General features: G+C 34.7%; 12 protein-coding genes and 1 riboswitch. Of the genes, 1 reads left to right on the forward strand and 11 read right to left on the reverse strand.

Features of this window, described 5'->3' with window-relative positions:
* Nucleotides 1–244: 244 nt before the first annotated feature.
* From ACWJKE_RS06985 to ACWJKE_RS07035, 11 genes are all read right to left on the reverse strand, one after another.
* The gene (locus tag ACWJKE_RS06985; protein WP_216303816.1) at nt 245–1,060 is read right to left on the reverse strand and encodes an alpha/beta fold hydrolase; all 816 of its coding nucleotides are present in this window, start codon (nt 1,058–1,060) and stop codon (nt 245–247) included.
* Between the two features lie 104 nt (nt 1,061–1,164).
* On the reverse strand, nt 1,165–2,322 hold the full coding sequence (grdD, locus tag ACWJKE_RS06990; RefSeq protein ID WP_220286631.1) for a glycine/sarcosine/betaine reductase complex component C subunit alpha: 1,158 nt from the start codon (nt 2,320–2,322) through the stop codon (nt 1,165–1,167).
* Between the two features lie 26 nt (nt 2,323–2,348).
* Complete coding sequence (gene grdC, locus ACWJKE_RS06995) at nt 2,349–3,884, reverse strand: glycine/sarcosine/betaine reductase complex component C subunit beta (RefSeq protein ID WP_220286630.1); 1,536 nt, start codon at nt 3,882–3,884, stop codon at nt 2,349–2,351.
* A 76-nt stretch (nt 3,885–3,960) separates the two neighbouring features.
* Nucleotides 3,961–5,265: a glycine reductase complex selenoprotein B gene (gene grdB / locus ACWJKE_RS07000; RefSeq protein ID WP_165413476.1), complete on the reverse strand. Its 1,305-nt coding sequence runs from the start codon at nt 5,263–5,265 to the stop codon at nt 3,961–3,963.
* 50 nt (nt 5,266–5,315) lie between these two features.
* Nucleotides 5,316–5,780, reverse strand: a complete 465-nt coding sequence (gene grdA / locus ACWJKE_RS07005; RefSeq protein ID WP_165413475.1) for a glycine/sarcosine/betaine reductase complex selenoprotein A — start codon at nt 5,778–5,780, stop codon at nt 5,316–5,318.
* A gap of 25 nt (nt 5,781–5,805) precedes the next feature.
* On the reverse strand, nt 5,806–7,092 hold the full coding sequence (locus tag ACWJKE_RS07010; protein WP_216303812.1) for a glycine/sarcosine/betaine reductase component B subunit: 1,287 nt from the start codon (nt 7,090–7,092) through the stop codon (nt 5,806–5,808).
* Nucleotides 7,093–7,124: 32 nt separating this feature from the next.
* Nucleotides 7,125–7,457, reverse strand: coding sequence for a thioredoxin family protein (locus tag ACWJKE_RS07015; RefSeq protein ID WP_216303811.1), 333 nt, complete (start codon nt 7,455–7,457; stop codon nt 7,125–7,127).
* A gap of 18 nt (nt 7,458–7,475) precedes the next feature.
* Nucleotides 7,476–8,396: a thioredoxin-disulfide reductase gene (trxB, locus tag ACWJKE_RS07020; RefSeq protein ID WP_216303810.1), complete on the reverse strand. Its 921-nt coding sequence runs from the start codon at nt 8,394–8,396 to the stop codon at nt 7,476–7,478.
* Nucleotides 8,397–8,427: 31 nt separating this feature from the next.
* Nucleotides 8,428–8,805, reverse strand: a complete 378-nt coding sequence (locus tag ACWJKE_RS07025) for a GrdX family protein (RefSeq protein ID WP_187351433.1) — start codon at nt 8,803–8,805, stop codon at nt 8,428–8,430.
* An 82-nt stretch (nt 8,806–8,887) separates the two neighbouring features.
* Nucleotides 8,888–8,956: riboswitch (glycine riboswitch) on the reverse strand.
* Between the two features lie 239 nt (nt 8,957–9,195).
* Nucleotides 9,196–10,341: a double-cubane-cluster-containing anaerobic reductase gene (locus ACWJKE_RS07030; protein ID WP_216303809.1), complete on the reverse strand. Its 1,146-nt coding sequence runs from the start codon at nt 10,339–10,341 to the stop codon at nt 9,196–9,198.
* Nucleotides 10,342–10,358: 17 nt separating this feature from the next.
* Nucleotides 10,359–11,138 (reverse strand): acyl-CoA dehydratase activase, encoded by a 780-nt coding sequence (locus tag ACWJKE_RS07035; RefSeq protein WP_216303808.1) that lies wholly within the window; start codon nt 11,136–11,138, stop codon nt 10,359–10,361.
* A gap of 553 nt (nt 11,139–11,691) precedes the next feature.
* On the opposite strand from ACWJKE_RS07035, the gene ACWJKE_RS07040 reads away from it, so the two are divergent.
* Nucleotides 11,692–11,952 (forward strand): hypothetical protein, encoded by a 261-nt coding sequence (locus ACWJKE_RS07040; RefSeq protein ID WP_216303807.1) that lies wholly within the window; start codon nt 11,692–11,694, stop codon nt 11,950–11,952.
* Nucleotides 11,953–11,990: the final 38 nt, after the last annotated feature.

Raw genomic sequence — 11,990 nt, forward strand, 5'->3', positions numbered from 1 at the left:
TCAATCTTCCATATGTTTCAAATGCACTTGTAGATATTAATATTATTAACTATAGTTTCTACATATGTATCTACACTCCTTCTAAATTCTGATTTTTTTCTAATAGATATACTTCCTTATTTCACTCATAAAGTTTTAAAGGAAATGTGTATTATAAGAAAGAAGTATCTTAGTTAATTAAGATACTTCTTATCGTATTAAAAAGCCTATCCATCATACTCAACCATTGCCTCTTTTAAATTTCTTACTCCTCAATAAATAAAGCCAATTCTTTGTTAAATCTATCTTTCTCATCATAGAATAATGCGTGGCCACTGAATTCAAATGGTACAAGTTTAGAATTTTTAATGCCTTGTCTTTGTGCCTGTCCTAATGGGAAGAGACAGACTTTGTCATGAATACCATGAAGAATTAAAGTTGGAACACTTATTTTAGAAAGATCAAAAAATAAACGTTCCTCGCCTAACCAACTGGTTGAAGTTGCCGCAGTGGCCCAACCTGCTGCTTGTAGCCCCAATTGAAAAATCCAATCTGAAAATGCCTGGGTTATATGCTGAAAGAAAAATATGTCTCCAAATCCCCTTAACATTTTAGGTCGATCATTATATGTTTCCTTAATCATATCTTTGACAACTTCCGCTTGCAATCCATAAGGGAAATATGGGCGCTGGATAAGGCTGGGTGCTGCTGCTGCAAAAAGAGCTAGTTTGGATACCCCGTATTCATTGTGCCTGGACATGTATCTAATAGCAATTGCTCCTCCTGTTGAATGTCCCGCTAGTGTAAAATTCTTTAATTTAAGTGCATCTACTACCCCTCGAACATCGTCTGATAACCTATCATAGTCATAGCCCTCGAACGGCTTATCGGATTCACCGAATCCCCTCTGATCTATACCGATACACCTGTAGCCCATCTTTGGAAGTTCATTAAACTGATATTCAAACAACTTATGGCTTCCGGGCCAACCGTGAAGAAACACTATTGTCTTTTCACCCTTAGGGTTAATATCTTCTACATAGATTTTTACATTTTCTTCTACTCTAATATAATATCCCACTAAATACCTCCAATAATAATCTTACATTCATATATTATTCTATTGGAGACAATTATGTTAATTAATTATTTGCTACACCTCTTTCTTCTCTATAACCAATATTTTTATTTATAACCACATTTTACAAGTATCTTTGTGCTATTCTCAGAATTTTTCTCATTTATCATTAATACAGGTCCAGTACAACCCATTCCACTTTCGCAGTATATGCCTTCCTTCCAAAGAGCAGCACATGCATCATCGAGTTCTAAAATGTCTATACCCGGTATAGCAAAAGTAACTACTTCCTTTGAAGGCATCGCAACTTTTTCTTCTGATGATTTTCCACTTTTGCTTAGTATCCCATCAATTAACTTTTTAATTCCAGCTTTTTCTGCGGCTTTATATTCATTCCCCGCTACTATCATAAGGTTATTTTGTGCACACTCAAAGCAATATTTAAGTGCTTCACAAATAAGAGGTGCACCAGATGCCCTTGATATTATGTTAATAATCTTATCATAGTTTTCTCCAACTCCTGGACCATATCCATAACCTGAAGTTTCATAATCTCCACCAGTTGTATAAGATGAAAGCATTTTAATAAGAAGGTTTCCAGTAAGTGAATCGCAAATTAGTACATCTGGAGTTCCTGCAAGTACATCATTCCCTCTCATCATTGGTCCACCATCTGCTCTTAATGAATCGGCGAATTCAAAATTATAACCAGACTTTTTTAATTCACCTAAGTTTCTTTCAACTTCCCTTGCTCCATCAATATTTAAAATTCCTACTTTAGGATTTTTTATTCCTGTAGCTTTTGCAACTGCAATTCCACCTATAGCATTTTTAAGCATGGCTTCTACTCTATTAGTTGAAGTCGCCCCTGTAGTTGTAGATATTATCATGTCGCGTCCTTTTGCTGGAGTAACAGCCATTCCCACTGTAGAAACTCCTATTGGAAAATTAAAATGTTGGGTAACACAACCTTGTATTTCACCTTCCTCCAAAAGCTTTAACATTTTATTGTGCCCGTCCTCTGCAGAAGCTACTTCAACTACTTCAAATTCACAATCAATCTTTTCACCTATCAGTACAATATCAAAGCTGCCATATTTTTTTGATGCTAGTATGCATGCTTTTAACATTTCAGAAATACCATGCTCCGAGCCATATGTTGTTAGGCCTATTTTAATTCTCTTTTTAAAGCTTCCACTTTTAATACCATCTGCTATTTCATTAAAAGCCTCAGCTATAGCCTTTTTTGTTTTTATGTTTCCCATAAAATCACTCTCCCTACAATCATCAATTATTCGTTCATTAGCATTTCCGCAAATTTTTTCATGCTGCCGGCTATCATAAGCTTTAGTTCTTCATTTGAAACTTCAGCTCCATCATCTTGCTTTCCGGAATTCTTTTGCACAAGTACTGAAACTCCATCAAATAAATTAGTCATTCTTCCAAGGAACAAGCTTCCTTTGCCAATTAACATAAAATTATTCATTCTTCCTTCCAATATTGCACTAATTCCATGTCCAACTATTGGTACTGCTGATGGAATATGTCCTTGTGTTGGAGCAAATCCGGGATAGCCATGCTTTTTCACAAAGCTTGGAAGTTCTTTTCTGTCTAATTGTCCGTTTTTAACAGCAAGAGCACCGATCATTTTATAGTTTTGAGTTGGTACATCTCCGGCTCCAGCAGGCTCCGTTATATCGGGAGTTTGAAGCTCTGGAGCGTATTTATCAACATCAGTTATTTTCATTCCAGCATTAGTTAACGGTTTTAATACTAAAGCTTCAAGTACAGCTTGAGGTGCTGAGCCATCTCCAATTGTATGTTTTCCAATGATATCTGTTCTTATTTCAGGGCTTATGCCATCATTTTCTGTTATAAGTAGTGCGAATCCTCCAAGGCAATCCTCAAGAATTGGAAGTCCTTTTTTTACATGGTCTCGTCCATTCATTCCAAGCTTTGAAGTACATCCGCCTGCAAAAACTATAACATTTTTGAATATTCCTGATTTTACTAGAGCAGAAGCATTTATTATTGCATGAACAGGTGCAGCGCAAAAACCTCTCATGTCAATACCAGTTGCTCCTTTAATACCAGCAATTTCACCACATGCTTTGGCAAGATTGCCCCCCCCTCTTTGATTCATATCTCCTACTGCTTCTTCAGAGCATTCAATTAAGTAATCAACTTCGCTTACATCAATTCCGGTAATCTTAACTAACTGCATTAATGCAAGAACACCTGAAGCCTTAACAGCAAGGTTTTCAAGCATAACATGTGCTGAAAGATTTATATCTACATCATGGGCTTTTTTTACACACCCAATTAGATCATCACCAAGATACAACCCCTCTGCATCTTGAGTATCGACTAATTCTTTTATGTTGACTATATCCTCGCCAACGCCAAGTGCTTCAACTTTTACATTAAGCAATTCATGATTCGCAAATTTTTCTCTAACACTTTGCGTAAACCCTTTTTCTAAGACTACTAAATCGAATACATCTGAAACCTTAAGCAATCCGTAAAATTCATCCTGAGGCATTATTTCTCCGAATTTTCCTGTTTTTTGAGCACCTTCAATTTTTGAATTGTTCCAAGGTCTTTTAATTTCTAAAAGCTGCTCTGGAATTATGTTACCTATATAAGTTTGATTAGGAGGATATGCTACTACATCCTCAAAAGTTCTTAAATGATTTTTTGCCTCTTTTAAGAATTCTGAATCCGGATTGTTTTTTCTCTCAACTGCAGCTGTTGTTCCGCAATGCATTACCATATCTGGAGTGTTAATAAGAATATAAGATGCTTTTTTTACTACTGGAAAGCTCATTATTTCATTCCTCCTTTATTTAAATTAACAAAAGTGAAGATAAACACCTTCACTTTTGCATTTTTTAATAATAGTTTTATTCTTCAAAAACCTTTTGCCCATCAACTTGGGTTTCTAATGCTTTAAGTGCTTTAGCTACCAGTTTATATCTAAGCTTCATTTCAGCTTCCTTCTCTAAACTAGGGTTTCCTAGTGGATGTGGGATAGCTATTGTCGGTACTATTCTATTTGCTCCAACTGTAAGTGAAATTGGAACTACTGTGCACATGTGGACTACTGGAAGTCCTCCACGCTCTATTTCTTTAACGAGTGTTGCACCGCAACGTGTACAAGTTCCTCATGTTGACGTTAATATAACAGCATCCACACCATCAGCTAACAATTCCTTTACAATTTGTGCTCCAAATTTCTTTGAATTGGCAACGGATGTACCATTTCCAACCGTAGAATAAAAATATCTGTGAAGCGAACCTATTTTTTCTTCTTTTTCCATTTGTCTTAATACATCTACTGGAAGAACCCTATCACAATCAGAATTGGCATAAGTTGGATCAAATCCACCATGTGCAGTTTCATATGTCGCCTCTGTTAAATCGTCAACACCGAAAATGTCATATTTACCAAACTTTGAAGCGCTTGAGGATTCAATATGGTCAGGGTTACCTTTTGGAACTATTCCACCTGATGTAACTAATGCAATTTTAGCTTTGGTTATGTCTTTTATAGCTGCATTTGGCTCTACCCTATCAAATACAGGCATTACAAACTCAGTTGCAAATTCCTCTCCTTTAAGCTTCTTAACGAGCATATTAACTGCTCTTTTTGAACCTCTAACTGTATCAAAATAATTCTTTCTTATTCCTCTTTCAATATAACCTTCCTCTGCAGGTGATCCTATTTCTTCACCGTGAACAAGTTTTAAACCAAGCTTTACCATAGCGGGAAGAGCTTGCCTCATACCAACCGCACTATTTCTAGTCTCAATAATATATGCGTCCTTTTTATATATGTCAGCACCAGGATTTTCAATATACATTGCTGTAAGCACAGGAACATTTAATTTTTCTTTAACTTCTTTTGCAACAGCACCACATGCCATTCCGTATCTTCCTGCATTGAAAGCTGGGCCTGCAATTACTAAATCAGGGTTGTAACTTTTTATCATTTCAATTACTTCAGCTTTTGCTTTTTCTAGATTTTCATTGAAATATGAATCTCCGCAAATAACAGTAGCAACTATTTCAGCTTCACCTTTAAAAATTTTGTTTAGCCCCATTCCAGGACCAACGAAACCCTCTCTTACTTCTGGTTTATAATTTGCCTCTTCTTCTCCGCCTATACCAGCATAAAACTGATTTATATAATGAACTACCTTAATCAATTGGGTTTCCCCCTTTTCTCATATTTTGAATTTACTTTTTAAACTTAAAATTAATATTTTGAAAACTCATCTCTTATTGTCTTTACTTCCTTAATTATATCGTCAACGTCTAGAACCATTTCCATCATTCCACACTGCTCATCATAAACCGTCGCATCACATTCATCTTTTATTTCTGGCTCGATCATGTGATAAACAGCAAGACCAAGTTCAATTCCTGCAAGTGGGCCTGCAAATGTAGGGTCTCCTGCAGCTACTGTTTCAGCTGAAAGTCCTGAAGCTTCTGCTTCTGCTCCACCAAGTATAACTACAATGTTTTCTGCACCATTCTTGTCTGCTAATTCTTTAACTCTTTTTTGGATCTCCAGATCCATAGCACCAGCGGCAGTTCAGACAAAGCATTCTGTTGAAGCAAATATTACTTCTGCTCCTGCAGTTTTTACGCTTTCTTCGATTGCTTGACCTGGTATTCCATCTCTATCACCTATAGCAATTACTTTTTTACCTTTTAACATTTATATCATCCTTTCTATAAAAAAATTAGTACCCTCTTGTACTTAAAGTATTATAACCAACTTCGCTTGTTGCTCCAGTAATTACCTGGATTTCAGCTTCAATTGAGCCGTCCTCTCTCAAACTTCCAAAATGTCCTCCAGCAATAACATTTGCATTTTCTGGATGACCGATAATTTTCTTCATTGTGGGAAGTACAATAACTTCATTTGCATTTCCAGCAGTTACTACTGCATCGCCCTTAGGAGTTGAATCTGCAAGTGATTGTGAAGCTCCATCTTGACCAGCATATTCATCGGTTATTAGTACTGTTTTAATTCCTAGTGCTGAAATCTTGTTACAATTCATAACTAAATCTGCGTCTGGATTTCCAAAACCCTCCTCAGAAATTATTACTGCATCTGCACCTAAATATTCAACTAATTTTGCAGTATAGCTTGAAGATCTTTCTTTATCTGCAAGGTATACAGTTTCATTAGTTAATACACATCCAAGGAAATTGTAGTCAATACCATGTCTCTCATACAAATCCTCAATTACAGGATGATTCATATGAACATACGATGGGTTCTTATCACAAGCTGAAACACAGTTTCCTGAAACAATAGCACCATCAAATATTTCCGTTGGGTATATGAATGTAGGTATTATTTTCTTTGCATCAACTCCATATACATAAGTGTCATGAAGAAGCCCCTGACTTTGAAGCATATATACATATATTACTTTAGGAAGATCAGGATACTGTTTTACCTGTTCTAAAAGAGGAAGTGTTTCGAAAGTCTTAATTTCATCAGCCTCAAGTTCTCTTGCACATTCACCAAGATATGTTGCAGCCTTAAATCCAACCATTCTAACAGCTTCTTCGTGATCATGTGGAAGTACGCTTTTCTTTGTTTCACATGTTATTACAACGTTGTTTAATTTTGAAAATGGTGTATATTTAGCACCAATTCCACTCATGTCAATGATTCCTTCCTGGAACCCAACAATATTTCCAGTAGTTACAACAGCTGCGCCTTTCAAAACATTTGTTCTTCCATTTCCAACTGTATCAACCTTGCTTATAAATCCTGGAAATATCCCACCGCTACCTGATACCTTTACCCTTGGCTCAATAACGTCTTTAACTGGAATTATTCTTGTCTCATCTCCGGGTCTTGCAATTTCAATGCTAATACTTTCAATTCTTTCATCTCCGCCTATATGTGCAAGCAGTTCTTCTTTATTTACAAAAAGAACTCCCTTTTCAACCTTTGTGCAAGTGCCAAATTGAACATCATTAATTTTAATTTCACCAAGTTCTAAACGCAAAGTTTCCACCTCCGAAATAGTTTAGCCATTTATTACAATGTTTCATAAACGCTTTTAATAAAATTCTCTACATCATCAATTGTTTCGATGTTTTCAGGGGTAATAGTGCTTATTTTTTCGTTATTTTTATAAATTATCATCGTTGGGAGTCCAAGTACTCTTTGAGATATAGCGAGTCTTCTAGAACCACCGATATTAAGACTTGCAAATTTGATTTTATCGCTATATTTGTTTTCTAGTTCGTGTACTCCAGGCATAAGTTCCTTACATACTTCACATTTGTCACCCCAGAAATCAACAAATACTGCTTTTTCAGAATAAGATACTACTTCCTCATCAAAATTTTCCTTTGTCAAACTAATCATTTTAAATACCCCCTAATTCTATTTATTTGCTATATATACTTCTGCAGAAGTTGCTGCTATTGCGCCATCAGCTGCTGCAGTTATAACCTGTCTCAAATTCTTGACCCTAATATCTCCAGCTGCGAAAACGCCTGGAATGTTGGTTACCATATCATCATTCGTCATTACATAACCACTTTCATCCATATTGACCTTACCTTTGAATATTTCTGAAATAGGAATGTATCCGACAAATACAAAGCATCCATCAACCTTCACTTTTTGAACTTCGCCTGTTTTAACATTTCTGACCTTAAGGCCTTCAAGTATTTCATCGCCTTCTGCCTCATCTATAACTGAGTCGTATATAAACTTGATTTTTGGATTAGCAAAAGCTTTTTCTTGAATTGATTTACAAGCTCTTAATTCATCTCTTCTATGAATTACTGTTACACTATCTGCAAACTTTGTGAGATAAATTGCTTCAGTTATGGCGGAATCTCCACCGCCATTTACGGCTACATCGAGCTCCGTAAAGAAATCAGCATCACAGGTAGCGCAATATGAGATTCCCTTGCCCCGTAGCTCATTTTCATTTTTAAAACCTGCTAATCTGGGATAAGCGCCTGTTGCAATTACAATAGTTTTAGCCTTATATGTTTCTTTTTTGCATTTAACAGTTTTTATTTCACCTTCAAGTAAAATATTTTCTACAGTATCTTTTGCAAACTTTGTACCAAATTCCTCGGCTTGAGTTCTCATTCTTTTAATCAATTTTGGACCAGTGCACTCTTCAATTGAGCCAGGATAATTTGCAAGTTCATCTGTTATTGCGGCCTGTCCTCCAAATTTTCCTCGTTCAATTATTATAGAATCAAGTTTTGACCTTGATGCGTAAAGCCCTGCCGATAGCCCAGCTGGGCCACCTCCTATAATTATAGTGTCATAAATATGCTCCATTTTAAGCCCTCCCAGTATATTGCATTTATTTTCAATTTAGACCATGACTTATAATATCGTAATCTATTAACATGAAATCATTTCGCACCGCATCTGACCATGCTGGTGTTCCCCTATCTTTAATGAATTTTTCAGTTGTGTGTATTGATTCTTCAATAAAATTAACTGACTGTAAATCTATTACTTCTTTTTTTGATTTTGTTATTATTACAGTTTTGTAGGGCGTTTCATTTGGCTTTATGCTGCTAGAAAGCGGATGTGTGAGCAAAAGGTGTCCCTTATGAATATGATTTCTTACAGCTTTTAGTACATTCATTATTCCAGTACTTAAAAATTCGACTTTATATTTTTCACCAAATTTGTCTAGACATAATGGGTTATTAGTTACAATCAATACTTCTTCTATCAATTAATCCCCCCCTTACAAATACATTAATTCAATTTATTTCCGCTTGCGCATAAAAAAAGACAAAGATAAGAAGCTCATTTAAGCCTTTATCTCTGTCTTTTTACCTGAGAGAATTACTCCTTCGGTGCAATTGCTTTCCAGAGGTATATCAATCTTCGGTCCTTTTGCCTGAGATATTCATATTACAGCGCATGTAATACTTGGCCCTTCGGCTATCCATTTAAGGATGTTATATTAAATAACTAAGCTTAAGCTTAATCTCCCGAAAACATCATCTATCAATATTTAAAAGTTATTACAACTTTATTATAATCTTTTTTTTAACAATGTAAAGCTTTTAATTCAAATACTATCTATAAATTGAAATAATATCCACTTAAATCATTTATATTATAACATCTCTATAAATGCTGACATTCTTGTATTAATTTGTCCTATATCTGCTTGAGAATAATCTGTTTCAATGCTCATATATGGAATATTTTTCTTGTTGAAAACTCTTTTTAATCTAAGAGTTTCTACATTATACGTATGACAAGCTTGAAGTATTACATCTATTACTCCGTCAGCTTTATATTCTTTACATAACTTTTCTAACAAATCTATTCTGTTATCATTTGGAGTCATACAAGAGCATCCAATATTTAAATATTTTTCTGTTAAAGCGTAAAGAGGATCCTTGTTTTCATCAACCAATGTCTCTGTTGTTTTAGCTCCACCGCAGTTTTCATAGCATACCACTACTCCACCATTCTCTTCTATTGCCTTAATTATTTTTTCAGTTCCTTGTCCTAGAGGACATCCTGTAATAAGTATTCTCTTTGCATCACTCGAAACTTTTCGTTCCCCACTATTATACCTATCTAATGACTCACTTGTTATGCTTTCAAGATCTTTTATCAATACTTCTTTATCCAATTTAAATCCTGCTCCAGATAGAACCTTATGCATTTCGTAGCCTGTAATTGCTGGTGGCTCTAGCTGGCCTAGCTCATAAAACTTTCTTAGAGCTACTCTTTCCCTATTTTTAAGCTTAATCGCTATTTTAAGCTTTTCATCCGTAATTTCAACACCATAAAAATTTTCTAGACATTTCTTTAGCTTTACTAATTCATTGCTCCATAGTTTATAAGAATCCTCATCATTACAGTTTTGAGGAAGCTGCATAATATGAGTCTTCTTAATATCTGCTAAATATTCATACATCTTCTTCTTTCCATCACATGTAGTTTCTCCAACAATCATATCGGAAAAATAAAAAAATGGACATTTATCTGTAATTGCAAAGCCATAAGATGCTTTAATTAATGGGCATAGATTTCTTGGTAAATCCCTTTCGGCATCAGCTATAGGTTCCTCAGTCATACTGCATAATGAAACTGCAATAGCATCTGCGGCCATTATTATTTCTGTTGGTGTGAAAGTACAAAATACACCCACAACCTTCTTGCCTTCATCTTTTAAATTCTTGATGCTTAAAAAAGCATTTCTTCTTGCCTCACTAAAATCTTCAAATTTTTCTGGTAAGTTATTCATTAATATATCCCCCTCCGTTATAACGTTTTATTAGAACTTTTTTCAATTCTGCTTGCCATTATAGCCGCTCCAATAGCACCTGCATATCTTGCCATTTTTTGAGTAGCTACAGGTGAACCTAATTTTTCTGAAAGTTGATCCATAATAAATGGGCTATCGCAAAGTCCTCCTGTTAAGAAATAATTATGTGAATCGGAATGTTTTTGACACAGAGATTTTACTTTACCAGTAATAGATTCTATTACACCAAATGCAATGTCTTTACGTTTTTTTCCACTACCAATAAGACTAATGACTTCAGATTCTGCAAAAACGGTACACATTGAACTGATAGTTGTTCCACTCCCCTTTGCGGCTTCAGTGCAAAGTTCATCAATATCGAATCCTAGTGTTCCAGCCATTAATTCTAAAAATTTACCAGTGCCAGCTGCACACTTATCATTCATAGAGAAATTTGTAACCTTACCACTTTCAACAGTTATGACTTTTGTATCTTGTCCACCTATATCAATAACTGTACAATCTTCATGTAATAAGTAATACGCTCCAACTGCATGGCAAGTTATTTCAGTTATTGTTTTATCTGCATAGGGTACAGAAACCCTTCCATACCCTGTTGCAACTATTTTACTATTACTAGAGGTCATTCCTAGCTTTTCTATTGCTTGTTTTATTTCCTCAGCTGTTTTGACACTACTCCAACCTGTTGGGTAAATAAAAGTATTTTTAATTTTATCATGTTCAAGAATACATACCTTAGAAGCAGTTGATCCAATGTCAATTCCTATGTATAGCATGTCCTTCACCTTCACTTTCTTATTGTAAATAATTAAAAAAATAATAACCCTCTAAACTAATCACACATTTTTGCAATTCATTTTCATTCCCTCCATAATATATAAAACATAATATTATTTTACTATATTTACAGTTTATTCACAATGAACATTATGCATTATATTGGAATTATAACTGTTTTTCAGGTATAGATTTCTGAATCAGAGTGTGTTACTGTTATTTAACTTTTTATAACCTTCTAATGTTGCAAGTTTCATTTTGTATGTATTTTTTTCTTTTATATCAGATTCGTTTTCATCGATTACTTTATTAACTTGTTGTTCACTTCTGTAAGCAATGATAGTCCATAAATTACAATTAAATTTGCAGCGTAAATTTAATTGTAATTTATGGTTTTAAATCATATTGTTTACATTTTTTTATCATTGTTATAGAATATATTTACATAACGCATTCGGTGAATATGTTATGTAAATATTCTCTATGGGGTATGTTGTTAAAACAATTAGAATTGATTATGAGCTCTAGCATTGTTCCAGAAGCTAAAGCATTATGGGAAAGGCAACTCCACATATTCATTATGGAGATGAAATGTATTTAATCTTAGGAGAAGAAAATGCAGCTACTATCGCAGTAACTTTAGGTGATGACTATTACGAAATTAAAACTCCAGGTGCTGTTTATATTCCAGCAGGTGTTCCTCATTCAATTAAGATGATTGATGGTGTGGTTGGTAAATTTGGTGGTGCTTGCCCTATATTCTCAGGAACTGAATACATCACTAAGCCTGTACCAGAAAACTGGGATAAATAAAATTCAACCTTGCCCTACTTATAATCCACTATGCTTTA

This window comes from Clostridium sp. CM036 (genome assembly GCF_055081135.1).